23 protein-coding genes and 1 pseudogene are annotated in these 23034 nt (G+C 71.1%); 13 read left to right on the top strand and 11 right to left on the bottom strand.

Features of this window, described 5'->3' with window-relative positions:
* The first annotated feature begins 329 nt into the window (after positions 1–329).
* Both ACZ4Z5_RS18365 and ACZ4Z5_RS18360 read left to right on the top strand, forming a co-directional pair.
* Positions 330–2045 (top strand): FG-GAP repeat domain-containing protein, encoded by a 1716-nt coding sequence (locus ACZ4Z5_RS18365; RefSeq protein ID WP_468263691.1) that lies wholly within the window; start codon positions 330–332, stop codon positions 2043–2045.
* 185 nt (positions 2046–2230) lie between these two features.
* On the top strand, positions 2231–3229 hold the full coding sequence (locus ACZ4Z5_RS18360) for an RNA ligase family protein (RefSeq protein WP_468263688.1): 999 nt from the start codon (positions 2231–2233) through the stop codon (positions 3227–3229).
* Positions 3230–3402: 173 nt separating this feature from the next.
* Here the strand turns inward: ACZ4Z5_RS18360 and ACZ4Z5_RS18355 are convergent, their stop codons facing one another.
* From ACZ4Z5_RS18355 to ACZ4Z5_RS18340, 4 genes are all read right to left on the bottom strand, one after another.
* Positions 3403–4353, bottom strand: coding sequence for a DUF4344 domain-containing metallopeptidase (locus ACZ4Z5_RS18355; protein WP_468263685.1), 951 nt, complete (start codon positions 4351–4353; stop codon positions 3403–3405).
* Between the two features lie 447 nt (positions 4354–4800).
* Positions 4801–5742, bottom strand: a complete 942-nt coding sequence (locus ACZ4Z5_RS18350; RefSeq protein WP_468263682.1) for an ornithine cyclodeaminase family protein — start codon at positions 5740–5742, stop codon at positions 4801–4803.
* Positions 5739–6872, bottom strand: coding sequence for an aminotransferase class I/II-fold pyridoxal phosphate-dependent enzyme (locus ACZ4Z5_RS18345; protein ID WP_468263679.1), 1134 nt, complete (start codon positions 6870–6872; stop codon positions 5739–5741). The genes ACZ4Z5_RS18350 and ACZ4Z5_RS18345 overlap by 4 nt, the downstream gene beginning before the upstream one ends.
* Positions 6869–7522, bottom strand: a complete 654-nt coding sequence (locus ACZ4Z5_RS18340) for a helix-turn-helix transcriptional regulator (protein WP_468263676.1) — start codon at positions 7520–7522, stop codon at positions 6869–6871. Before ACZ4Z5_RS18340 ends, ACZ4Z5_RS18345 begins: the two co-directional genes overlap by 4 nt.
* A 230-nt stretch (positions 7523–7752) precedes the next feature.
* Here ACZ4Z5_RS18340 and ACZ4Z5_RS18335 point away from each other — a divergent pair, with 230 nt between their 5' ends.
* Positions 7753–8202 carry a PPOX class F420-dependent oxidoreductase gene (locus ACZ4Z5_RS18335; RefSeq protein ID WP_468263673.1) on the top strand — a complete coding sequence of 150 codons (450 nt, stop codon included), beginning with the start codon at positions 7753–7755 and terminating at the stop codon, positions 8200–8202.
* Between the two features lie 311 nt (positions 8203–8513).
* On the opposite strand, the gene ACZ4Z5_RS18330 is transcribed toward ACZ4Z5_RS18335, so the two are convergent.
* Together ACZ4Z5_RS18330 and ACZ4Z5_RS18325 are read right to left on the bottom strand one after the other, a co-directional pair.
* Positions 8514–9719, bottom strand: coding sequence for a hypothetical protein (locus tag ACZ4Z5_RS18330; protein ID WP_468263670.1), 1206 nt, complete (start codon positions 9717–9719; stop codon positions 8514–8516).
* A gap of 107 nt (positions 9720–9826) precedes the next feature.
* Positions 9827–9976, bottom strand: coding sequence for a hypothetical protein (locus tag ACZ4Z5_RS18325; RefSeq protein ID WP_468263668.1), 150 nt, complete (start codon positions 9974–9976; stop codon positions 9827–9829).
* 312 nt (positions 9977–10288) lie between these two features.
* Here ACZ4Z5_RS18325 and ACZ4Z5_RS18320 point away from each other — a divergent pair, with 312 nt between their 5' ends.
* From ACZ4Z5_RS18320 to ACZ4Z5_RS18300, 5 genes are all read left to right on the top strand, one after another.
* Complete coding sequence (locus ACZ4Z5_RS18320) at positions 10289–10462, top strand: hypothetical protein (protein ID WP_468263665.1); 174 nt, start codon at positions 10289–10291, stop codon at positions 10460–10462.
* Between the two features lie 287 nt (positions 10463–10749).
* Entirely contained in the window at positions 10750–11229 is a 480-nt protein-coding gene (locus ACZ4Z5_RS18315) for a hypothetical protein (RefSeq protein ID WP_468263662.1), read from the top strand.
* A 167-nt stretch (positions 11230–11396) separates the two neighbouring features.
* A complete protein-coding gene (locus tag ACZ4Z5_RS18310) occupies positions 11397–12338 on the top strand; it encodes a hypothetical protein (protein WP_468263659.1) in 942 nt (313 codons plus the stop codon).
* Positions 12335–13579, top strand: a complete 1245-nt coding sequence (locus tag ACZ4Z5_RS18305; protein ID WP_468263656.1) for a hypothetical protein — start codon at positions 12335–12337, stop codon at positions 13577–13579. The genes ACZ4Z5_RS18310 and ACZ4Z5_RS18305 overlap by 4 nt, the downstream gene beginning before the upstream one ends.
* A gap of 89 nt (positions 13580–13668) precedes the next feature.
* Positions 13669–14430 (top strand): PIG-L deacetylase family protein, encoded by a 762-nt coding sequence (locus ACZ4Z5_RS18300; RefSeq protein ID WP_468263653.1) that lies wholly within the window; start codon positions 13669–13671, stop codon positions 14428–14430.
* A gap of 463 nt (positions 14431–14893) precedes the next feature.
* On the opposite strand, the gene ACZ4Z5_RS18295 is transcribed toward ACZ4Z5_RS18300, so the two are convergent.
* Both ACZ4Z5_RS18295 and ACZ4Z5_RS18290 read right to left on the bottom strand, forming a co-directional pair.
* Positions 14894–15262 (bottom strand): hypothetical protein, encoded by a 369-nt coding sequence (locus tag ACZ4Z5_RS18295; protein WP_468263650.1) that lies wholly within the window; start codon positions 15260–15262, stop codon positions 14894–14896.
* Between the two features lie 226 nt (positions 15263–15488).
* Positions 15489–15650, bottom strand: coding sequence for a hypothetical protein (locus ACZ4Z5_RS18290; protein WP_468263647.1), 162 nt, complete (start codon positions 15648–15650; stop codon positions 15489–15491).
* A 131-nt stretch (positions 15651–15781) separates the two neighbouring features.
* On the opposite strand from ACZ4Z5_RS18290, the gene ACZ4Z5_RS18285 reads away from it, so the two are divergent.
* From ACZ4Z5_RS18285 to ACZ4Z5_RS18275, 3 genes are all read left to right on the top strand, one after another.
* Entirely contained in the window at positions 15782–16804 is a 1023-nt protein-coding gene (locus ACZ4Z5_RS18285) for a hypothetical protein (protein WP_468263644.1), read from the top strand.
* Between the two features lie 664 nt (positions 16805–17468).
* Positions 17469–18383 carry a serine hydrolase gene (locus ACZ4Z5_RS18280; protein WP_468263641.1) on the top strand — a complete coding sequence of 305 codons (915 nt, stop codon included), beginning with the start codon at positions 17469–17471 and terminating at the stop codon, positions 18381–18383.
* A gap of 285 nt (positions 18384–18668) precedes the next feature.
* Positions 18669–18875: a hypothetical protein gene (locus ACZ4Z5_RS18275; protein ID WP_468263827.1), complete on the top strand. Its 207-nt coding sequence runs from the start codon at positions 18669–18671 to the stop codon at positions 18873–18875.
* Between the two features lie 119 nt (positions 18876–18994).
* Here ACZ4Z5_RS18275 and ACZ4Z5_RS18270 read toward each other — a convergent pair.
* The 3 genes and pseudogenes from ACZ4Z5_RS18270 to ACZ4Z5_RS18260 all read right to left on the bottom strand — a co-directional run.
* Positions 18995–19345: pseudogene (locus ACZ4Z5_RS18270) on the bottom strand (SCO2400 family protein); the annotation flags it as partial.
* Between the two features lie 253 nt (positions 19346–19598).
* Positions 19599–20207, bottom strand: a complete 609-nt coding sequence (locus ACZ4Z5_RS18265) for a hypothetical protein (protein ID WP_468263639.1) — start codon at positions 20205–20207, stop codon at positions 19599–19601.
* A 195-nt stretch (positions 20208–20402) separates the two neighbouring features.
* Positions 20403–21005, bottom strand: coding sequence for a helix-turn-helix domain-containing protein (locus ACZ4Z5_RS18260; protein ID WP_468263636.1), 603 nt, complete (start codon positions 21003–21005; stop codon positions 20403–20405).
* A 239-nt stretch (positions 21006–21244) separates the two neighbouring features.
* Between ACZ4Z5_RS18260 and ACZ4Z5_RS18255 the strand changes: the two genes are divergently transcribed.
* Both ACZ4Z5_RS18255 and ACZ4Z5_RS18250 read left to right on the top strand, forming a co-directional pair.
* Entirely contained in the window at positions 21245–21904 is a 660-nt protein-coding gene (locus tag ACZ4Z5_RS18255) for an HAD family hydrolase (protein WP_468263633.1), read from the top strand.
* 298 nt (positions 21905–22202) lie between these two features.
* On the top strand, positions 22203–22943 hold the full coding sequence (locus ACZ4Z5_RS18250; protein WP_468263630.1) for a hypothetical protein: 741 nt from the start codon (positions 22203–22205) through the stop codon (positions 22941–22943).
* Positions 22944–23034: the final 91 nt, after the last annotated feature.

Here is a 23034-nt window from a genome sequence, read left to right as displayed (position 1 = left end):
AGGCGCGAACGGGCCGTCCCGGCCCACTCGGCGGCGCGGGCGCGGGCGAAGTACCGCGAAAGGGCGCCGGGTTCGACGTCTCCCGTCGGCCGGCGTCCTCCTGACGGGCCGAAGGCCGGCCGGTGAACGCACCGAGGGGGCGGGAGTGGTCCTGCCACCGAGGGGGGCGGGGCTGGTCCTGCCCGTGTTCTGAGGTCGTCACAGTTCGGAAACCGCACACCCCCTTCACCGGGCCGGGCAGTACGTTCTGCCTGCGCCACGGGGGGAATCGCCGAGGACCGGGCGTTGCCGCGGCAGCATCGTGCCGCCTTCGACGCGAGGACGAAAGCATGCACGGACGACTCGGACGGCTGGCCGCCGCCGGGGGAACGGTGGCCGCACTCGTCGCCGGTTCCCTCCTCACCGCGGCCCCGGCCTTCGCGGAGGACGACTACACCTTCGAGCTCGACAGCAGCCTCTCGCTCGCCCCGGGCACGGGCTGGGTCAATCTGTATCCCAGGTACTACGCGGGAGACGCGCCCAACGGGACGCTCGTCTACGCCGTGAGCAAGAGCCCCCTCACCGACCCGACGTGGTCCCAGGCCGGGGTGCCCGCCGGCATGAGCGTCGAGACCGACGGCGATTGCAGCCGCGCCGTCGGCGTCCCGTCGGTGTACCTCTGCCCGGTGAACGGGGAGTCACCTTTCGCCGGTCCCCGGGTCAAGTCCTCGGCAGGGACGCCGGACCTCACCGTCGCCCACTACGGAGTGGCCTACGCCCCTGCGGGAGCCGACCTCGACGCCGCGGTCAAGCAGGCGCAGACCGCGGGGAGCACCCCGGCGGACGGCCGGCACGCGGCCGGTACGGTCACGGTCAAGACCGCCGAGCACGTCGCGAAGAACACCATGACGTTCTCGACGCCGAGCCTCACGCCCGGAGGCACCGCGACCCACACGCTCACCGTCCACGCCGTGGACGCGGCCGACCTCTACCTGGATCTCGTCGCCTCGGCGGGGCAACGGCAGTGGGACCCGGGCGAGCTGGACGTGAGGGTCGCCGCCGTGTCCGCCGGCCCCGGCGCCGTATGCGACCACGTCCCGGGCAGGGTCGTCAGCGGAAGCTCCATGATCCATTGTGCTGTCGTCCCCGGTGACACGACCATCACCTACACCCTGGCCGCCGGCTCCGGTGTCGAAGCCTGGAAGCTCGACGTCCTCGCGGACTACGAGGTCTACGAGTACGGCGTGGGCAACCCGTCGGCACGCAGCTCGTTCACGCTTCTCAGCACCCGCCCGGTCACCGAGCGGCACTCCCTGCTCGCCCGGGACACGAGCGGCAGGCTCTGGAAGTACTACGGAAGCGGCAAGGCCACCGCGCCGCTCAAGAACGAGCGCGAGATGGCGGGCACCGGCTGGGGCTCCTACGACAAGCTCGCCAAGCTCGCCCCGGTCACCGTGCAGAACACCGGCGGCGGCGTCGTCGCACGCGATACGGCCGGCGTCCTCTGGTACCACCGCACCACCGGCGACACGTACCCGCCGCTCGCCGCGCGTGTCAAGGTCGGCAGTGGCTGGAACGTCTACGACTCGCTCACCGGCGTCGGGGACCTCACCGGTGACGGCCGTGCCGACCTCGTCGCCCGGGACGGCAGCGGTGTGCTGTGGCTCTACCGGGGCACCGGCAGCGCCACCGCTCCCTTCGCCGCGCGTGTCAAGGTCGGCAGTGGCTGGGCCGCCTTCAACTCGCTGACCGGCACCGGGGACCTCACGTCGGACGGGAAACCGGATCTGGTGGCCCGCGACGCCTCCGGGGTCCTGTGGCTGTACCGCGGCACCGGCAGCGCCACCACCCCTCTGGCGGCCCGCGTGAAGATCGGTACCGGGTGGGGCGGCTTCACGTCGATGGCCGGCACGGGGGACCTGACCTCCGACCGCAGGTCCGATCTCGTCGCCCAGGACGGCAGCGGTGTGCTGTGGCTCTACCGGGGCACCGGCAGCGCCACCGCTCCCTTCGCGACCGGGGTCAAGATCGGCAGTGGCTGGAACATCTACAACGCCCTGCTCTGACATACCCTTCCATGACGGCGACGGCCCGGGTTCCGCCCCGGGCCGTCTCCGTTGCTCCGCGGCGGGGAAGGGCGGAATCGGGCCGGGCCGGTGCCGGACGGCACAGGGAATGCGCTGCCTTCACTGCGCTCGGCGGCAGCGAAACGCAGTTGCCGACCCGTACGGGCGAGATCGATCATCGCTGTATGCCCGAGTGGAACCCGTATCCGAAGATCGACTCCCGCGCCCGTCCGGGCGAGGCCATCGGCGTACGGGAGTGGGTCGCGGTCGAGAAGGTGCATGGTGCGAACTTCGCGATCGTGTGCGACGGGAACGGGCAGGCGCATCCCGCCAAGCGGCGGGTGATGCTGGGCGAGAGCGGGCTGGACGACTTCTTCGGCGTCGGGCGGATCTGGCCCCGGCTCGCCGTCGCCGCGGGACGGCTGGCGGACCGTTTGCGCCGGGATTACGGTCCCGGGCCCGTGACCGTGTACGGAGAGCTCGCAGGAGGCCGTTACCCGCACCCCGAGGTGCCCGCCGAGCCGGGGGCCGAACCGGTGCAGACCGGCGTCTGGTATGCGCCCGGGCTGGCCTGGCTGCCGTTCGACGCGACGGTCGGCGACGTCGGCACCGGGATCCGCTGGGTCTCCGACCGGGCCCTGCGCGAAGCCTCGGAGGCCGCGGGTCTGGAGTGTGCCCCGCTGCTGGCCCGGGGGCCGCTGACCAGGGTTCACGCGCTGCCGGCCGTGTTCCCCACCCAGGTGCCCGCCGTGCTGGGCCTTCCGCCGCTGGAGGACAACCTCGCCGAAGGCCTGGTCGTCAAACCCGCCGGTGACTGGACGGCGGACAGCACGCCGCGGCCCGTCGCCAAGATCAAACAACCGGCCTTCGCCGAGGACGAGCGCTTCGACGGTTCCCGTCCGTACCACCCGCCCTTGGAAGGTGCGGCCGGCGTCCCCGGCTGGCTGGTCGCCGGGGCCACGCCCCTCCTCACCCCGGCTCGCGCCGCGGCCGCGGTGAGTAAACTCGGCCCGAAGGCCCCGGCGCACGACGTGGCCGACGAGATCGCCGCGGACATCGTGGACGAGACCGCCGAGGCCGTGGGCGGCCTGGACGTCCGCACCCGCGAAGCCCTGCGTGACGTCCTGCGCCCGGGCGCCCTGGAACTGGCGCGTTTCGACGCGGACGACCGGTGCCGCGCCTGACTCGAGGCCTGTCCCCATGCGCAGACGACACCATGGGGGAGGGGCTCGCCGGCAGGAGCCGAGCCCCCGCCTCCGGGACGGCGAGGAAGTCGACTGCTCGGCCTGCTTCCGGCGCCTGCTCCAGGCTACGGGCGGTAGGCACCGCCGGATACACAGCCGACGGCTCCGAGCGGCTATTGCCCGCTGCGGATCTTGTCGAGCTGCTCCGCCAAGGCCTTCGTCTCTGCGATCCATTGCTGGTGCGCCTGCTCCTGCGCCTTGTCGCCCTGGCCCTTGAACGCCTCGCTGAAATGCGGCTGCAGCTGGGTCCACCAGCCGTAGTCCAGCATGGCCCAGGCCTGCGGACAAAAGGGGGCGCGGGTCTTCGGCAGGTAGCCCGCTCCGACGAGGGGCGCGTGGAACTTCTTCGGGTCGCTCCCCTCGAGGTAGCACAGGATGTGGAAGACCCGTTGCTGGGTGACGGGGTGATCGCTCGACAGCCCTTCCAGGGTCAGCTTCCCTTCCTTGCGGGCGATCGCGTCGAAGAGGATCGCGGCTGCGAGCGACGGATCCGGTCCGACCTCGTTGAGGGTGTAGAAGGACGCGAATCCGTCGGCCGCGTCCTCCTCGAGGCCGAGGTTCGCAAGCACGAGATGACGCAGCAGAGCATGGCCCATCTCGTGGCCGAAGATGAACTGGGTCGACAGCGCGGTCAGGTCGTCCGCGTTGTAGCTCGCCTCGGGGAACAGGGCAGGACGCTTGACGGTCTTGACCACCTCGCTGAGGATCCCCTCGATCTGGGTCAGAAACGCCGGGGGCACGTAGATCGTCCGGCCGTCGGGCTGGGTGACCGCATCCGTGACCCCGGGTGGGACCTTGGCGGTGACTTTCACGACCAGATCATGCGGGAGGGCGACCGACTTGCTCACCCAGTCGGCGGTCTGCTCCAGGACACGCGACTTACGGACCACGTCCACGGCATGACGGTCCGCAGGCTTGATGGTGTCGTCCTCGTAGACGACCGTGACCCTGCCGTTCGTGCCCGCCGTGTCACCGTCACACGAGGCGACCGCGAAACCGGCGACGAGCAGTGCCCCCGCGACAGCAGTCCTGCAAACGGCCGTGGACCCACCACTGTTCAGCACGCTGGTCAGCTCTTTTCCTCGGACGGGAGTCGGGCGGGGCGGTTGCCCATGCGTCTCCGGAGCCGCTTGCCGATGCCGGAGGGCCGACTCGAACCCGGTACGCGGCAACGAGCGGGCTGCGCACCACGGAGCCGCGACGAGGTCCTCCTGGGCTCCGGGCTCATGGGTGTGTTCCTTGTCCAAGCGTGTCGGGTGACTCCGGGAATCCGAGTGCGAGCTTGCCCCGAGGACGCCGACCTCCTTGGGAGATCCGGCCGGAACACGCGCACGTTCAGTGACTCGGACCTGGCGCGCGGGGACGGCACGGCTTCGCCGGTTTGCCAGGCCTCGGGTGCGAGGTGAGGCATGGGCCGGGGTGAAGCACAGCTCGACTCGGCCGTCGGAACGGACTTCACCGCCCTTCCGCCGCCCCACCCGCCGGCCCGGCGCCCCCTCCCGGTCACTGCTTCAGGGAGCCAGCACGTGCAGGACCGCGGAGGCGAGGGCGGCGTCGACTGCTCCGACGCCGGTCAGATCGGCGACCGTGATCGCGTCGTCCGGGCGGGTGAACGGCCCTTCGAGCAGCAGCCCGGCGGAGGTGTCCGCGGTGGCGCTCACGGTTCCCGCGCGGACGGCGTGACCGAAGTCGCCGTGGTCCACGCACTGTTGGTGGTCATCTGTCGCGATCAGCGCCGCGCGGCCGAAGAGAGCGGACGGCAGTTCGTTCTTGTGCGGCATATCGGTGCCGATTCCGGTCACATGCGCCCCCGGCCGGACGTCGGTGGCGTCGAGCACCGCGGTGGTGGCAGGGGTGGTGGTGACGACCATGTCTGCTCGGGTTGCTTCTTCGGCCGAAGCCGGCACGGCATGCAGTCCCCGCTCGCCGAGCTCCTCGCACAGTGCCCGCGCCCTGTCCCGGCTGCGGCCGTGCACCAGCACGGTGCCGACCGGACGAATCCCGGCGAGCCACTCGGCTTGAAGGCGGGCCTGTTCCCCGGTGCCGAACACCGCGAGGGTCTCGGCGTCCGGCCGGGCCATGGCATGGGTGATCAGGGCGCCGGCGGCCGCGGTGCGCAGGGCCGTCAGCAGGCCCCGGTCGTCCAGGATCGCGCGGATCTGCCCGGACCGGGCACTGATGACGCAGACGAGGCCGTGGTTGGACGGGAGTCCGGCCTCAGGGTTGCGGTAGAAGCCGGACGCGATCTTGACGACGAAGTCGGGGCCACCGGCGACCCAGCCCGCCTTGACGTGACAGTCACCGTCGGCGTCGGGGAAATGCAGGTGCAGGGGCGGCGGCACCGTGGTGCGGCCCTGGGCGTGTGCGATCAGCGCGTCGCGGACGGTGCCGAGGACCAGGTCCGCTGTGGCGGCCTCCGCGATGGCGGGCGCGTCGACGACGGGCAGGGTCATCGTCGCGTCCGCAGCCACTCGGTGAGGGCGGCGAGGCCCTCTTCGGGGTTGGCACGGCCGATGCCGATGCGGAAACGGTCCGCCGGGGTGGGGGTGAGCTCGGAGTGGAAGATACCGGCGGGCAGCAGCAGGACGCCGGTCTCCTCCACCAGACGGGTGCAGAACTCCTCGACGCCCTCCGGGCCGAGGTAGCGGGGATAGGCGACACAGCCGCCGTCCGGCGCCTGCCAGCGGAAGGCTTCGGGGAACTCGGCGAAGAAGGCGTCGAACAGCGGCAGGTTCCGTGCGATGAGTGCCCTGTTACGGTCCAGGATGGTGGTCCGGGCCTTGAGCGCGATCCGGGCGAGGACCTCGCTGGGCGCGGAGTTGCAGATGGTCGTGTAGTGCTTGGCCCGCTCCAGCCGGCTGAGCAGGTCCCGGTCCCGGCAGGTGATCCAGCCGATCCTCAGACCGGGCAGCCCCAGGGACTTCGAGGTCACGTTCAGGGACAGGGCACGCTCGGACAGGTCGGCGGCCTGCGGCAGAGTACGGCCCGGATCGCGCTCCAGGCCGCGGTAGACCTCGTCGCTGAACAGGTGGATCCCGTGCTCGTCGCACAGCCGGGCCAGCTCGGTGAAGTCGGCGGCGCTGATGACCTTGCCGGTGGGGTTGTTGGGGAAGTTCACCGAAACGACACGGGTGTCGGGGCGGATCGCCGCCTTCACCCGGTCGAGGTCCAGCGCCCAGTCCTGGTCCGGGGCGAGGGCGACGCCGGTGACCTCGCACAGCGCCAGCGGTACGGTTTCCGCCGCCTGGTAGTTGGGGGTCACCACGATCGCGTGGTCGCCGGCGTCCAGCAGGACGTTCATCGCCAGGTACAGCGCCTCCTCGGCGCCTGCGAAGCAGATGACGTCGGCTGCGTCCGCATGTTCGTACATCTCGGCGATCACCTCGCGCAGGGCCGGATCGCCGTGGGTCGTCGTGTAGCCCAGAGACAGGTTCTCGAACGCGGCACGGTCCTGGTCGTCCGCCAGGGCGAGCAGCTCGCCCAGCGTCATGGTCTGCGCGTCGGAGGCCGTCATGTGGTGGCGCGCGGTGAACTCCCACTGCGAGAAGTAGGTCTCCAGGCGGAAGTCGGGCAGACGGGTCATGGTGTCGGGTCCTTCGTGCTCGATGCTCTGAGGTCGGCCAGCAGGCCGTAGAGCGTGGAACGGGAGATGCGCAGGACACCGGCCACGACGGGAGCGGCCCGGCGCACGGTGAAGATCCGGGCCTCGTCCAGCCGGGTGAGGACCGCCAGCCGGTCCTGGCGGGTGAGCCTTTCCACCGGACGGCCGCACTCGCGTACGTACGCGCCGACGATGTGCTGGACGCGCTCGTTCCAGTCCTGCTCGAACAACGGCTCCGGGCGGGACACCGTCGGGGCACCGAACGCCGACAACACGGCTGAGGCCTGCTCCAGCGGCGTACGGTCGAGGTTCACGCACAGGACCGCCGAGGGCTTTCCCTCCGGGTCGCGCAGGACGGCGCTGACCGAGGACAGGCGTCGGCCGTCCGCGAGCAGCTTCTCGTACGGCCCGAAGACGTCGCGTCCCGACGGGGCGAGCGAGTCCAGCTCACCGAGCAGTGACGGGTCGCCCGGCCCACGGGAGGTCATCGGATTCCAGATGGCCAGAACGGAGTCCGTGTCCGGGTCGTGCAGTACCACCTCGGCGTAGGGGCCGAGCAGCAGGGCGACGGCCTGGCACGCCGGTGCCCACAGTCGGACCCGGGGGTCGGAGCCCTCATCCACAGTTCCCATGTCTGGACTATAAGTCCAAACTGGAATGAGAGTCCAGGGTGCGGTCGGTGTGCGGACGGAGGTGTACCGGCGGAGCCCGGCAAGCGTGACGGTCACGGAAAGTGACTTTCGGTATCTCCGGCGCGAGGTCCACCCGGCCGGCCCCGGCAACGATTAACCTCTCCCGGTCGAACCATTGACGGCCATGCGTGCCGTGGGTGCCATGCATGTCAGGTGTGAGGGACGGTGTCATGCGCGAGATGAGCGGTCACGAATGGCGATCCTTCGTCCTCACGGACACCCGCACCGGCAAGCTGGCCACGAACCGAGCCGACGGCCGGCCGCACGTCACCCCCGTCTGGTTCCTCCTGGACGAACCGGAGGACGGGTCAGAGGACCCGCCCGCCCTGGTCTTCACCACCTGGCACGAGTCACTCAAGTACAAATCGCTGCGCCGGGATCCCCGGTTCTCGCTCTGCGTCGACGACCAGGAGCCCCCGTTCTCGTACGTCACGCTGGAATGCACCGCCGATCTCACCGACGATCCCCGGGAGCTGGCCACCTGGGCCGAGCGGATCGGTGCTCGCTACATGGGGGAGGAGCAGGGCAGGGCGTACGGCGAACGCAACTCGGTGCCGGGGGAGTTCCTGGTGAGGGGGAGGGTCGACAGGGTGATCGCCTACCGAGGCATCGCCGAGTGAACCTTCGGTGGTTCGCGGCGACTCGGCCCCCGATATGCACGGCCACGCCCAGTCCCGTACGGACGACTTCCAGGCCACCCGTGCACCGTCGACTCGTGGGCGATCCAACCCCTTCACCGATCATGCCGTCGGACGGACCAAGGCGACGGTGATCGAGCGGACCTTCGGCCGGCCGTTGCCTCGATGCTCCGCCGACACCTGCGCGATCCCGCGGTCCATCGGGTACGACACCAGCCGAGGATGGGCCCCGGGCCGGGAACCCGCGTGTTCCGTTCCCGCCACCGACGAGGACGCGGGCGCGGGCGGCCGCATCAGTCCTGCCAGTAGAAGAGCAGGTTCCACACGTCCAGCGGTGCGCGGCGGCCGAAGAAGTAGACGCAGAGCCCGGTCACGGTGATCGCGCCGGTCGGTTCGTCGATCCAACGGAAGCCCGCCGCTTCGAGCACTGCCCGGGCCGGCGCATCCGCGTCGTCGGCGGTGGCGAACCGCCCGAGCGTACTGATCAGGACGCGGCCGCCATCGTGCTCGATCACGTGGTAGGTGCCGTCGCCCTGGTTGTGCGCCAGGCCGCATGGGATCGGCGGCTTCGGGGCGAGGCCGGCCGCTGTGAGGGCGTCCGTGGCCCGCCGGAGCCGGCCGTCCTCGTCGGGTGGTGGCGGGGCTTCACCGCAGATGCCCTCGACCAGCCAACGAGGGTCGGTGCGCTCGCGGCAGTCCGGTACGTACTCACGGAGGATCGCGCCCCGGATCTCCTCGTCGAGTCCGGCGACCTCGACGCGCGGGCGCCCGAGCGCGTCGTAGGCCGCGCGGATCCCGGCGAGGTCACCGGTGACGCGGTGCAGCGCGCACAGGGCCCACAACGCCGCATCGGTCGTCGGAGCCCGGTCCAGATACCGGCGGAGGGCCGCCTCGTCGTCGACGAGCCGGTGCGCGAGACAGGCTACGCCGACGTCGGGGTCGGCCAGCGCCCCGGTCACGTCGTCGCCGGCCCGGTGTCGCATGCGTACGCGGAACGCCCGGTACTCCGGTCGTTCCTCCCCGAGGTCGGCGACGACCGTGTCGAGGCCGTACCGCTCGACGAGCGCCTCCAGTCCGGCCTCGCCCGGAGCACGGCGATGCGGCCGCGGATCGTTCGCGAGCGTCGCCAACTCGCGCGCTGCCGTCCGGTCGCCGAGCAGCCCACGAGTCCTCAGGAACGACTCGGCCATCCCGTACGACGCGTCGGCCGCCCGGTCCTGGTGCCGGAGCCACGGCAGGAGCTCTTCACGGTCCGCGAGGACGTCCAGCAGCGCGATGCGCACCTCTGCCACATCGCGGGGATCACGGACGCGCGCCATCAGGGCAGCCACGCGCGGTGCCGGAACACGTCCGGCGAGCGCGATCGCACAGGGTCTGCGTCGCCACCATGGGTGCGACTTCTTGATCACGTATCGTGCGAGCTTGTCCGCGTCGGCCTCGCGCAACCCGGCGGTGTCCGCCTGCCCCGCGGCCGGGATGAGCTTGTTGATGGTCCCCACCGGTACATGCTAGAGCCGGGTCGCGCCCCGGACGGCGCACGTGCCCGCCCGGCTGCGGCGCAGCAGCGCCAGTGACGACGGGACGGGCCGGGCTGTCGGGGCCACGATCAGCTCGGGTCGAGCCGGTCCTTCCACACCTCCCGCTCGTCGCGGCGCGGGTCGAAGACCAGTTCGTCGACCGGGGTGTTGTCGCGGTGGAAGGTGATGACGGGGCGGCTGGAGGTGTCGTAGGACGGCCAGTCGGTGAGCTCGACCATCCGAACCCCACCCAACGCGTTCCGCTTTCCGGGATCGTGGAGAACGGCATCGCCCGCTTCCTCGGCATCCCTACGCCGCGGCGCCCATCGGGCCCAAGCGGTTCGGGCCGCCCATTCCGCCCCAGCCGTGGCACGAGGTCCGCAGCGCCCACGCCTTCGGGGCGACGCCGCCGCAGGCGCCCCTCAAGGGATGCTACGAGATTATGACGCGTCGAATTCGGAGAGTGACGATTCTCCTGAGTGCGCGTCGCCTGGTTTCGACGGGCCCGGCCAGGGCAACCGCGCCGGTGAAGGATTACGGAGGAACAGATCATGAGTGCCGCGGAGAAGGCCAAGGCCAAGGCCGAGCAAGTCGTCGGAAAGGCTGTGAGGAAGGGCGCCCACGCGATGGGGAAGCGGGACCTCGAGGCGAAGGGTGCCGCCCTCCAGGCGCGGGGTGAGATGCGCTATGCGAAGGAACAGACGAAGGGCACCTTCAAGCGCTGATCACACGTTGCGGTGAATCCGGGCGCGGTGTTTCCGCGTCCGGTTTTCCTCCGTACGGCGTTCGCCGTGGGCGCCTGGCAGCGCTCGTACGCCGTTTCCCCGCGTCTCCGTGGCCGCCCCCCGACCGTTCGACGCCGGTGGAGATGCGGTGCGGTTGTGTCCGTTCGCCTGTGCACACGGTGTCGCAGCGGCTACGGTCTAACCGGCCGGGTGGCAACCAGGCCGGAGCTACAGCACTGTCCGTCCGTCATCCGGGCGGACACCGGCGAGACGGGGGGCCGATCATCGTGCTGACCGAAGAACTCCTCGCGCTGGCCGCAGCGGCCGGGACCGCGGTGGCGCAGGGCATCGGCACGGACGCCTGGGAGGCCCTACGGGCCGGTCTCGGAAGCTGGTTCGGCCGCGGCGATGCACGCCGGGAACGCGGAGCGCTGGCCGAACTGGACGCCGCCGCAGACGAGTTGGCGGAGTCCGGAGGAGCGGGCGAGGCGGCGCTCACCCGACAGCAAGGGCTCTGGCAGGATCGTGTCCGTGTGTTGCTGGAGGGCCTGGACGATGCCGAGCGGGACCAGGCGGTCCAAGCGCTTCGTCAACTGGTCGGCGAGGGACGGGAAGAGACTCCGGTCGGCGACCGGTCGGGGGCCGGCGGCCTCCACGTCCAAGGTGACATGACCGTCCGCGCCGATCGGGGATCGGTGGCCGCGGCAGTGCTGCACGGGGACGTGAACGTCGGACACCCTCAGCCGCCGGTTCGGACGCAGGCCTAGCCGAACCGGGTACCGACGGCCCCACCCCCGAACGCTCCGGCGCCGCCCCTGAACACCCGGGCGACGGTGCCCCCCACCGGGCACACCCCGACCCGACCGCATTACGGACGGAAGCCGGTGCGACCACGCCCTCGACGGACACTCCCGGTGCGTCGGACACTCCCGGGTTGCGCGTCCACGCCGACCGTCACGCACTTGCCGTCGGCTCGGCGCACAACGTCTTCGTCGACCGGCGCCCGTACGAGCGGACACCCGCCCGGGGCCGCGCCGTCGGCGTCCGCGCCGCCGTGCTCTGTCTGGTCGCCGTCGCCGCCGTCACCGTCGGCGCCACCCTGGCCCTTCACACCTGGAACCCCGACGACGGGAACCGGCGTCTGCGTGCCACCGACACCCGTCCGAGGCCCGCGCCGTCCGCCTCGCCCCCGGTTCTCGTGGAAGGAGTCACCGGTCCTGTCGGGGACCCTTCCGGGTACGATTTCGTACTGCCCGATGCACTACGCATGACCACTGCGGAGCTGGAGCGGTTCAGCAGGCGGATCGCGCCGAATTCCGAGGCGTTCGCACAGTGGTACGCCGACCACGACGGGACCGTCGTGGGGTCCGGCACGATCACGGTGACGCTGCGCGGCAACGACGCGGAAGAGGTACGCATCAGCGACATCGACGTCGACAAGGAGTGCCGCTCGCCCTTCGACGGCACCTACTTCGAGATCTACACGCAGGGAACCGGCGACACGGTGCCGGTGCGCTTCGACCTGGACTCCGCCGATCCGTTCCCGGAGCGGATGGCACGTACCGCGGTGGGGCTGAAGCCCACCGGACGGAACTTCTTCGAGGAGAAGACCGTGTCGCTGAAACCCGGCGAACGGGAGACGCTCAGCATCGGGGTCTCCAGCGAACGGTACTACTGCAAGTTCACCCTGGAACTCCTCGTCACGACGTCCCACGGCGTTTTCACGCAGCGGATGGACCGCCAGGGCCACCCGTTCGAGCTGACGGCCAATGCCCGGCCCTCTGCCGGGCAGCCGGGTGCGGGCTACCGTGCGGTGTACCGGGAGGGCCCCGACGGCTGGCACCCCGCCGGCCCGGCGGACGGGTCGTCCCGGTGAGCGGGCGGCAGCGGCAGGCATCCGGCGTGTCGGCCGGCCGGCTGCTGATCCTGGTCGCGCTGGTGGCTGCTTGCTCGCTGATCGCGACACTGCTCGCGTTGTGGCACTCCACCGATGGCGGAACGGACGCGCGTTCCGCCGGCCCGCCGGGGCAGGGGCCTTCGTATGCGTACATCACGGAGAAGGAATTCGTGCTGATGCGCGCCGACCGGCCGCCGGCCCGCGTGGCACGGGTCTTCGACCTCGTGGACGAGCAGCACAACAAGGTGGTCTGGACTCGCAGCGGTGCCCATGTGGCGTTCCTTTCCGATGACGCGCTCCTGGAACGCCCGGAGGACACCCGCCTGATCACGGTGGACACCGGGACCGGCAGGGTGCGGCGTCTGCCCTGCCCGGGCTGCCACGATCTCGCCCCGGTGGGCGAGAACGGAGTCGTGGTCCTCGCCTGGTCCGCTCCCGGGGACGCCGGCTCAGGCGCCCTCCGCTTCGACCTCGGCGGTCGGGCCACCGGCACCCGGGTGGAAGCGCCCCGGGGCAACGGCAGCAGTTGGCAGCTCGCCCTTCTAGCCGGCACACGGAACCACCTGCTCACCGGTCAGTACACGGTCGCCGGCAGTGGTACGGCCATGGAACTGCGGCTGTTCGGCGTGGACGGCGGCGAACCTGCGGCCTTCTACCCGGACTTCGAGTCGAACGCCTACATGCCGGTGGCGGCCGCCGACATCGGCGGCGAGGAGCGGATCGCGGTGGGGGCGCGCTCCAACCCCGGGGCGTGCGCGGCACCCTTCCCCATCCACCTCCTGGACTCCAGGGGCGGAGTCTCGGCCACCGACGTGTCCGCGGCGCTCCCGCCCGGTTTCGTGCCGCGCGTCACCGGAGGCATCGAGGTCCACGACCTGTGGTGGGGCCGGGACGGCCACTTGTACGCCACCATCACCTCCTGGACGTGCGACGCCACCCAGCGCGCCGAGGACCGGAAGAAGGTGCTGCACCGCCCCTCCTCGCTGTGGCGCCTCGACGGTACGAAGTGGGTGGGCGCCGGAGGAGAGCCGGCCACCCAGGTGCGCCGACTCGACGGCCACACCTCGGTGGTCCTCCGTATCCCCGACTGCATCGGGCCGGTCCGCCAGAAGGACCGTACGACGTACTGCAACACGGGCGTGCTGTACAGGGAGCACGACGGCAGGCGGACGACGGTGGCCGAGGGCGTCCTGTCGGTCTTCGCGCCACCCGCGCGGTAGCCCCTGCCGCATACTGCCTGCCGTTGTGTCATGTCACGGGTACGTGTCGGTTCCGATCCGGCCTTCCCGTTCCGGAAGGAGACGTACCGATGTCCGTGCCGAGCTTGATGGCGGTTTTCGCCCACCCGGACGACGAGTCCCTGTGGGCGGGCGGGGTACTCGCCCGTCATGCGTCCGCGGGTGCCCGGACCGCAGTCGTCACGGCGACCTGGGCCGCCGGCACGCAGCGCGCCGCAGAACTGACCGAGGCCCTCCGGGTCCTCGGTGCCGGCGAGCCGCGGATGCTGGGCTACGGCGACGCCCGCGTACCCCAGTCGGCCCCGGGCGGGCAGCGGTTCTGCGATGCGCCGCTCGACGAGACGGTACGCCGAGTGGTGGCCTACCTCCGCGAGTTCCGGCCGGAGATCGTGGTCACCCATGACGCCTACGGCGGGCTGACGGGCCATCCGGACCATGTCCACACGCACCGGGTGACCATGCTCGCGGTCCAGGCGGCCGGGCTCGACGGGCTCTATCCGGACGCCGGCGCCCCATGGCAGCCGAGTGCCCTCTACCTGGCCACGCACCCGCACTCGGCCGCTCGGCTGCTGGGCGGGCATCCGGCCCGCGCCGGCAAGGCGGCGTACACCGTTCCGGACGAGCGGATCACTGCGGCCGTCGACGTCAGCCCCTGGCTGGAACAGAAATGGGCCGCCGTGCTGGCCCACCGCACCGAGCTGGAGCGTGGAGCCGCCCCAGCCATGCTCGCCGGCCTCCCGGCGGAGGTCCGTGGGCAAGCACTGTCCACGGAGTGGTACATCCGCCACGACCCCGTGCCCAAGACGACGCCTCAAACGGAACTGACGGCCTGAGCAGAAGACCCGCTGGGCGCCGGACCCGACTTCGTCAATCTGGGTTGACGTGGCTCGTTCGTCAGCGAGACATGACGGGGTCCCCGGTCCCCGCCTTGCTCCGGGACCGACGCAGGTGCACCAGGGCCGGCAGGCCGGCCACGGTCACGGCGACCGGAATCAACCGGAGCGGGGACGGATACCTCACCACGTCCGCACCCGGTACGGCATCCAGGTGGTACGTGCACACCGTGCCGGGGGGAAGCCAGCCGCGACTCACCTCACCGTAGAGGGAACTCGAAGGCTTCAGCTCGCACGCGAGGGGACTCCGGAACGACGGAGCGGCCAGACACGCGACGACGTACAGCGCCGAAAGGGCCCAGATGGCGAAACACACGTTCACGAACCATCGGCGGGGAGAGGCGATCATGTCGATCAGGATGCCTGAGTACCGCGGAGCCGACCATTCCCGCCCGAGTCGCCGTCAGCAGCGGTCCGTTGCTCGGCTCCGCACCAACGCCGCCCCGGCCGTCGCCGTCAGGGCTCCCGCCGCCAGGAGCGCGCCGCGGGAGCGCCAGGAGAGGGCAGACCAGCGGGACTGTGCCGACAGGACGGAACCCAGGCTGAGCCAGGAGCCCACGGAGATCAGGGAGAGGGCGGAGCCGATCGAGCCGACGGAGAGGACGCTGCCGACGGATCCGACGGACAGCACCGAGCCCACCGATCCGATGGACAGCACCGACCCTACGGATCCGATGGAGAGGGCCGAGTCCATGGAGCCGAAGGACAGCACGGAGTCCTTCGACCACCGCGAGAGGGGAGAGCCGTCGGAGCGGGAGGCTGGTGTGGTCATATGGTCATCCTCGCAGGGATGGCTCCCATACGGGTGGTCCCGCTGGTCCACCTCCTGGAGCTCGAGGACCTGGCCCCGAAGTCCTGCAGCGCTCGCCCCCGCCCGCGAGCCGGTCGTCTCCCTCGTCCCCCCGCGACTGGCCGATCGTGTCCCTGCGCGAGCCGGACGTGGAGGAGCGCGTCGAGGCGGCGGGGCGGCTGGACGCGGCTGACGCCCTGACGCCGGATCAGCGCTGCGCGCCCTTCTCGACGACGACGGGAGCGCCTTCGAGCAGGCCCTCGTGGCCCGGCTCGTCGAGCACCGGGAGAGTGTGGGCGCGGGGACCCGCCCCGCGGACGCTGCTGCCGCTCGACACCGTGCCCTGGCCGTCCTCGCGGTCCAGGCGCAAGGGTGGGAGCTGGAGTCCGCTCCGGCTGCCTGCCGTACGGCATTCCGGGCCGCACGGACGCGCTCCAGCGCGCCGCGGACGCAGGGGAGTACAACCTGGCCTGGCCAGTCCGGTGCTCTATGGTCAGGGCCATGACCAGGACCACGCCGCCCCGACCGCTGGATGTCGAAGAGCTCTTCCCGAAGCTGTCCGACTACCGTGGGGTGACGACCCGCCTGCACCCGCGGGCCGGGTGCCCGGACGTCTCGACCAGCTCGGTCGGTGGTCCGCTGCTCTGGCCCGCGGACGAGCCGTGGCCGATGTGCACCGAGCCGCACCGACGAGGCCGCGGCTACCGGATCGCGGACATCCGCCGACGGCGTCGGTTGCTCACGGAGGCCTGGGCGCGGGACACGGCTCCGGGGCCGACCGACGACGAGCGGGTCCTGCTGAAGGAGCTGGAGCGGAAGCACCGCCTGCCGGACGTCGCGGACACCGATCCGGTCCCACTGATCGGCCTGGCCCAGCTGTACCGGCGGGACGTGCACGGCCTGTCGGCCGGGCCGGACGACTGCGACCTGCTGCAGGTGCTCTGGTGTCCGTTCGAGGCGCACGGCCCGAGCGGTTACGGCCTGGCGCTGTACCTGGTCTGGCGTCGGTCCGAGCAGGTGGGCGAGCCGCTGCGGGTCGCCCCCGAGCCGTTGCTGGTCGGCTTCGAGGGTGCGGTGCCCGACCCGTGTGTGCTGCATCCCGAGCAGGTGACCACCTATCCCCATGTCGGCACGCTGCCGGTGCGCCTGCAGTCCAGGATCGAGGCCTGGGAGGAGAAGCAGGAGCGGAAGGCGGACAAGGACCCGGACGCCGACGTGCTCACCTACCAGCACGACCTGTCGATCCCGCCCGGCTACCGCGTCGGCGGCTTCGCCTCCTGGCACAGCACCGACCCGCACGCCATGACCTGCGCGGCCTGCAGCACACCCATGACCCTGCTGCTCACCCTGGACAGCCGCGAATGGGACGGCTGCATCAGCTGGATGCCGGTCGAGGACCACTGTCTCCCCGAACACCTACGGGATCCTTGCCCCACCCGACTCGCCTTCGGCAGGTACGGGCTGCTGAACGTCTTTACCTGCCCCGCCGAGCCGGAGCATCCGCACCAGTGGAGCATCCAGTAGGCAGCGCCGGCTTCCGCCGACAGCCGAGGGCCCCACAGCGGCATCGTGATCTTTCATGGGTGGGGATCCGTCACAGCGGCTCGTGCCGGATGATCTGTGGGCAATGGTCGGGCTTGCCTCGTGCGGACGTCCGGCACTTGGCGCGCCGGCCGGGTGTGCGTCATGCCGCGGGCCGGGTGCGCAGGTTCGGACCGGGGAGCTCGCGGCCGCGACGACGGTCGCACCGGCTGCGGCGACGTCCGGCCTCACTTCCCGGTCGCAGCTCCGGCGTCCTCGGCCGGAGAGGCCGGTCGGAGGCCCCGACGGCCAGGTCAGCCGTGGCATGAGTCGTAACCCTTGCGGGCATGTGTGTCCGGTCGCCGCCAAGCGCACCCCGGCGACCTTCACCAGCAGGTTCCGGACGCGTCCGTCCGGCCGCGGTGTTCGGCCCGCTGCCGGGGGCGTGGCGCGGCTCCGCCCTCTCCCTGATCTGCCCGGGCTCCTGGCTCAGCCTGGGTTCCGTCCTGTCGGCGACGGCCTTGGGGAGGAATGGGTTGACGAACGTCACATAACAAGAAAATGCACAAATCGACCATAGGGTGCCTTCGCCCTGTAGCGTCGCTGTCATTCGAGGACCTGGCCGGCTCGTCGGGCCGCCGCAGGACGAGGGCAGGACGGATCCTTCATGCTCGCAAGCCGCATATCCCGCCGCGCCGTGCGCGGCGCGACCACGGTCGTCGCCGCCGGAGCCGCACTCGCGTCGCTCACGCCGCTCGCCGCAGCCGCGCCGACCGGCGGGGCGAAGAGCGCCACCGCCAGCGCTCCCGTCGGCGAGGCGCAGGTCACCTGCACCTCCACGCGGCCGGGGCTGGCGAGCCGGCTGTCACGGGACATCGCCGCCGCACTGCGCGGACGCCCGGGCTCCTCCGCGCTCGCGCTCTACGACCGGCGCTCGGCGACTACGTGCACCTACCGGGCGGAGGCGAGGTTCGACTCGGCGAGCGTGGTCAAGGTCCTGGTGCTCGGCACCCTCCTGCGTCACGCCGCCGAGGAGCGCCGCAGCCTGACCCCACGCGAGGCCGACCAGGCCAAAGCCATGATCACCACCTCGGACAACGCCGCGACGTCCGCCCTGTGGCAGCAACTGGGCCGCAAGAACGTCCAGCGCTTCCTGTCCCTGGCGGGCATGACGGCGACCGCCCTGGATCCGGAGGGGCACTGGGGGCGCACCCAGATCACCGCCGCCGACCAGCTCAGGCTGATGCGCCTGCTCACCTCTGACAACTCCGTCCTCAAGCCGGACGCCCGCGCCTACGCCTTGGGTCTGATGCGGCACGTGGCGCCCGACCAGCGGTGGGGGGTGTCGGCCGGGGCGCCGGGCACGGCCACCATCGGGTTGAAGAACGGGTGGCTGCCGCTGGCCACTGACGGCTGGCGGGTGCACAGCGTCGGCGTGTTCACCGGCGGCGGCCACGACTACGGGATCGTCGCGCTCTCCCAAGGCAACCGCTCGATGAAGAACGGCATCGCCACGATCGAGAGCGCCGCGAGTGTCATCAACCGAGACCTCCCGGCACCAGCTGCGTCGGCCGGCTCGTAGCGCCGCCGAACGGCGATTCTCAGCCGCTGTGCCTGCCCCTGAAACCGTGACGTTGCGGCGGGCGTGCATGATCCGGCCCGGCGTTCGTTCCACTTTCCAACGGCGGGAAAGGGCGACGAGCCCTTTGGCTTCCTTGGGCCGCGAGACGGTCCTCGACGTCGGATCGAGACGGCGTTCGGCCCGGCCGACGAGCTGGAAGTCCTCGACCGTCGACGCGCGCGTCAGCCACGGCCGCGACCTGTGACGCCCGGGGTACGACCGGGGGGACTGGGTGAGGGACTCCCTGTGGGCGAGGCGCCGGCGCTTTCGGAAGGGCTTGCGGAGACGCTCGGCGTCGGCGAGGCCGTCTGGCTGGGGCGGCCGGTGGACGGGCGGGGCGTCGGTTCGGCCGTCGCGGGCGGGCGGGTCGTGCTCGCGGCGGGGGACGGGGAAGCCGGTGTCTCCCGGGGGGTGGGCGTCACGGCAGGCTGCCGGGTGGCACCGCCGTTCTGACCGCGGACACCCTTTCTGGCCGGGTGCGTGGTGGCGCGTTCCGGCGGACGCGAGGCTTTCGGCGATTCGGTGACGTCGGCCTGGGGCGCGTCGGGCAACGCCTGCTCAGGGGGTGGCGCCGCATGGGGGAGTTCGGCCGACGCCTGGGGCAGCAGCGAGGTGGCGGCGAGGCCGCCGAACACTGCCATGGTGGCCGCGACGAGGGTGCGGCCCCCGTACCTCTTCAGGCGCGACGTGTTGCGGCGTGGGGCCGACGGCGGAGGTGCCGCGCGGGTGGGAGGCGGGAGAAGACCAGGGGACTCGACGGAGCCGGGTGCCTCGGCGAAGAGGACCTCCGGCATCGTCGTCTCCACCGTCGGGGCGTCATCGCCCCGGTCGCTCGGCGGAGCCATGCGGGCGTCGTACGCCCCGCATTCCGGGCACGTCACGGCGCCGTTCAGGGAGCGGCGGCAGGGATGGCAGTAGTCCATGGGCGCGACCGCTCAATGCGTGGGGCACGGGCGGAGACCGTGCGCGGCGGCGGGCCCTGAAGGCCGGCAGCCCACAGCCGGAAGGCGGTGCTCGGCGTTGTGGAGAAGGACCTTGGACATCTGCGAACCTCACTCACTGACCGGTCTGTTGGTGGTTCACCGGTTACCGAGATAGACGGGACCGGGCCGTATCAGCGTTCAAGCAAGGCTTGAAACGTGGGATAGGTAACATCTTGAAAACGATCGACGGGCTTCAGTCGGAGACCGAGTCCAGTGCCACGATGACGGTCAACGCGATCACGAAGAACGCTGCCACTCCCGCACAGCCGCCCAGCGCGACGGTGCGCACCGGCCGGAGTGGACGGCCCTGCGCGGCGCGACGGCGGGCGAATCTGCCCAGGACGCCGGCCGGGACCACGAACACCGCGACCGCGAGCCACCACCACAGGTAGGCGGAAGGGGCTGCCGGTCCGCCATGGAGGAGCGCGAGAGCCAGTCCGGCGACGGTCACCACCGTCGCCGAAACGGCGACGGCCGCGAGCGGGGTCCACAAGGCCGAGTCGCTCCCGAACCAGGCCGATTCCCTCCCGAACCGCGCGCCGGCCCGGTCGGCGAGCCACAGCGAAGGTAGGACCAGGGCCGATGCGATGACCAAGGAGACGGCCGTCACGACCACGAGGAGCACCGGAAGGACGAGGACCAGGAGGGCGGGGCTGTCGTCCCGGGGCCCCGGGTGAGTGATCCCCCAGAGGAAGAGGAGCATCCCCACGAACACCATCTCGATCAGCAGGCCGGCCGTCGTCACGGCGACCGTGGAGAGCAGCAGACTCCCTCGACCCCGACGCTCTGTCTGTGTATTCACACCTTGATCATCCACGGTGCCGGCGGGGTGCACGCGCTCGGGTCGGCGGGGCGCAGGCCCCCGGGTCTCCGGGCCCACCCATGACAGCCGACTGACGCACCGACGAGTGGTTGACGGATCTGTCGACGGGGCGTCGCCCCGCCCGCCCGGTGGTGAACGCCGACCTGCCCTCCGCGCCCGCAGGTGCAGCGGAGATCAGTCCGGGTCGGCGGCCCCGGACGGCGCACCGCGAGGTTTCGCGCGGACGTGCAGTCGTTCGCCCTGCGGTCCGAACAGGCTGAGGATCTCCACCGGCGCGTCACCCGTGCTGCCGAACCAGTGCGGCAGCCGGGTGTCGAACTCGGCGGCCTCTCCGGCCCTGAGCACGATGTCGCGCTCGGCCAGTACCAGCCGCAGCCTGCCGTTGAGCACGTACAGCCACTCGTAGCCCTGGTGCGTCCGCAGATCGGGCACACAGCGGTCCGCGCCCATGACCATCTTGAACGCCTGCACCCCGCCGGGGTGCTGGGTCAGCGGCACGATCGTGGAGTCATGGCGCCTGATCGGCTTCAGCCGCACCCGTGGATCCCCGACCGGTGGTGCGCCGACCAGCTCGTCGAGCGGCACCTGATAGGTGCGTGCGAGCGGCAGCAGCAATTCCAGATTGGGTCTGCGCTCGCCGGATTCGAGGCGGGACAGGGTGCTGGCCGAGATGCCGGTGGTCTCCGCGAGCTGTGCCAGGGTGATGCCCCGCTGCTTGCGCAGGGCACGCAGCCGCGGGCCCATGGAAGCCAGGACCGCTGCGTCGCCGTATGCCATATCGGCAAGAATACTTTGCCGTTCCGGCCGGCCGGACATGGCCGACGTGACGGCCCAGGTGATCGCGGCGGCCGCCGGTCTGAAAACGGCACCGCGATCGACGCCGACCTATTCACCGAGGACACCGACAACGCCGTGGAGAGCCATCGGCACCGCGTCCGGACCACGCACGCGTCGCGGGACGCCGCCCAAGGGCCCTCCTGTCATGCTCCGTCGTGCCCGGATGCCATGATCGGTACATGAGCAGTGAACGCGCCCGGTCCGGCCGCCCGCGCTACGTCCTCTTCGACGTCGACGGCACCCTGATCGACGCCGTGGAGAATCAGCGCCGCGTCTGGCGGACGTGGGCGGAGCGTTACGGGCTGGACTCCGACGAGGTCTACGCGGTCGCGTTGCGGACGCGCCCCCTGGAGACCTTCGCCCAGGTCGCTCCGGACCGCGATCCGCAGGAGTGCCTGGCCGTGCTGCACGAACTGGAGGACGAGGACGTCCGGTCCGGTGTCTACGCGGCGTTCGACGGCGCGGTCGAGGTGCTGTCCGGACTGCGGCCGGGATCCTGGGCGCTCGTGACCTCGAACTACGAACACCGGGTGCGCGGACGGTTCGCCCGGACCGGCCTGCCCGTGCCGGACCTGATCGTTGACGCCGCGGCAGTGGAGGAGGGCAAGCCTTCACCCGTGCCCTACCTCCACGCCGCCGCACACCTCGGCGCGCAGCCGGAGGACTGCCTGGTCATCGAGGACGCCCCGTCCGGCGTGCGGTCCGCGCTGGGCGCCGGCATGACGGTGTGGGGCGTCAACGCCCCCGCGGCGGTGGACGGCGTCCACCGTCACTTCGGCCATCTGCGCGACGCCGTCCACCACATCCTCGCCTTCGCTTCCGGAACCCTTCCTCGCTGAGGCGAGGCAACAGACCGTTTTCGGCGGCACCTTGACGTACCTTCAGCCGAAAGGACGTGCAGCGGCCGGCGGGGTGCGCACGGGCTGCCGCAGCAGCCCGGTGTCAGGGCCGTGTGCGGTGCGCCGCAGATCCCGTGTCGTTCGTCACCTGGAGACCGTCGTCTCGGGTGGCTCCGGTCCCGGCGGACGGCCCCCCGAGACCGGAAGCGTACGGCCGTGGTCGGCCTGCCCTGCGGCTCCTCCGCCGATATCCTGGTGGTCCGACATCGGGGGCTTTTCTCTCATGAAGGGCAGCACGATGAACCGGCAGACCGCCTGGCATCGGCGGCTCGTGCTTCTGGCGGCCCCGCTCCTCGCCTCATCGATCGCCTTCACCCCTGCCTTCGCGGCCCAGGGACGCTCGGCCGAGGCCGGCGTCGCACCGGCCGGTGCCTCCTGCGAGCTGATTCCGGGCACGACCGGCAAGCCGGGCGGGCGCATGGCCTACGACCTCAGCCTCAGCGGGTTCCCCGCGAACCAGTCGGTGCGGGTCCAGGGGCCGAGGACGTCCTTCACGGCCGCGGTGGACGGCCAGGGCGAGCTCGACCGGCAGGGAGTCCGCTACGGCACGTACAGCGTCAGCTACAAGGACGCCGGTCAGCAGAAGCACGTCAGGTGCGCCACGCCGCCGCGGCAGAAGCCGGACGGCGGCAAGCAGAACGTGAAGGTCACCAAGGTCGAAGTGATCACCCTGACCAAGTCCGGGACCATTGTCGACTGCACCAAGCCGACCGTCGAGATCGCGTTCGACGGCAAGATCACGGCTACCGGGCAGGGGAAGGTCCGCTACTTCTGGACGTTTGCGTCCAGCGCCGACCCGGTCTCCTCGGGAGAGGTCGATTTCACCCCCGGCACCATGAGCCACTCCATCCTCAAGGTGCTGAAACTGCCGCCGATGGCGAACGCCTCGTCGGTGAGCACATTCGTCACCCTGCACGTGCCGGATCACAACATGAGCGCGCGGAGCGAGCAGGTGACGCTCCCCTGCGCGAAGCCGTGAAGACGCGAGGCACCTGCACGACCTTGCCGGGCGACCGGGAGCGGACCTTCCTGGCCGTCGGACCACGCTGACACGAGCCACTGGTGGACAC

It is taken from the genome of Streptomyces sp. NPDC030222 (assembly GCF_055573115.1).
The sequence above is the reverse complement of the archived record's forward strand: the minus strand, read 5'-3'. Positions and strand labels throughout refer to the sequence as shown.

Coding starts and splice junctions, on each gene's coding strand:
- ACZ4Z5_RS18285 (WP_468263644.1), top strand. CDS start 15,782: ATGACCAGGACCACGCCGCCCCGACCGCTGGATGTCGAAGAGCTCTTC.
- ACZ4Z5_RS18335 (WP_468263673.1), top strand. CDS start 7,753: ATGCGCGAGATGAGCGGTCACGAATGGCGATCCTTCGTCCTCACGGAC.
- ACZ4Z5_RS18300 (WP_468263653.1), top strand. CDS start 13,669: ATGTCCGTGCCGAGCTTGATGGCGGTTTTCGCCCACCCGGACGACGAG.
- ACZ4Z5_RS18360 (WP_468263688.1), top strand. CDS start 2,231: ATGCCCGAGTGGAACCCGTATCCGAAGATCGACTCCCGCGCCCGTCCG.
- ACZ4Z5_RS18280 (WP_468263641.1), top strand. CDS start 17,469: ATGCTCGCAAGCCGCATATCCCGCCGCGCCGTGCGCGGCGCGACCACG.
- ACZ4Z5_RS18365 (WP_468263691.1), top strand. CDS start 330: ATGCACGGACGACTCGGACGGCTGGCCGCCGCCGGGGGAACGGTGGCC.
- ACZ4Z5_RS18250 (WP_468263630.1), top strand. CDS start 22,203: ATGAACCGGCAGACCGCCTGGCATCGGCGGCTCGTGCTTCTGGCGGCC.
- ACZ4Z5_RS18320 (WP_468263665.1), top strand. CDS start 10,289: ATGAGTGCCGCGGAGAAGGCCAAGGCCAAGGCCGAGCAAGTCGTCGGA.
- ACZ4Z5_RS18260 (WP_468263636.1), bottom strand. CDS start 21,005: ATGGCATACGGCGACGCAGCGGTCCTGGCTTCCATGGGCCCGCGGCTG.
- ACZ4Z5_RS18345 (WP_468263679.1), bottom strand. CDS start 6,872: ATGACCCGTCTGCCCGACTTCCGCCTGGAGACCTACTTCTCGCAGTGG.
- ACZ4Z5_RS18295 (WP_468263650.1), bottom strand. CDS start 15,262: ATGACCACACCAGCCTCCCGCTCCGACGGCTCTCCCCTCTCGCGGTGG.
- ACZ4Z5_RS18325 (WP_468263668.1), bottom strand. CDS start 9,976: ATGGTCGAGCTCACCGACTGGCCGTCCTACGACACCTCCAGCCGCCCC.
- ACZ4Z5_RS18340 (WP_468263676.1), bottom strand. CDS start 7,522: ATGGGAACTGTGGATGAGGGCTCCGACCCCCGGGTCCGACTGTGGGCA.
- ACZ4Z5_RS18350 (WP_468263682.1), bottom strand. CDS start 5,742: ATGACCCTGCCCGTCGTCGACGCGCCCGCCATCGCGGAGGCCGCCACA.
- ACZ4Z5_RS18255 (WP_468263633.1), top strand. CDS start 21,245: ATGAGCAGTGAACGCGCCCGGTCCGGCCGCCCGCGCTACGTCCTCTTC.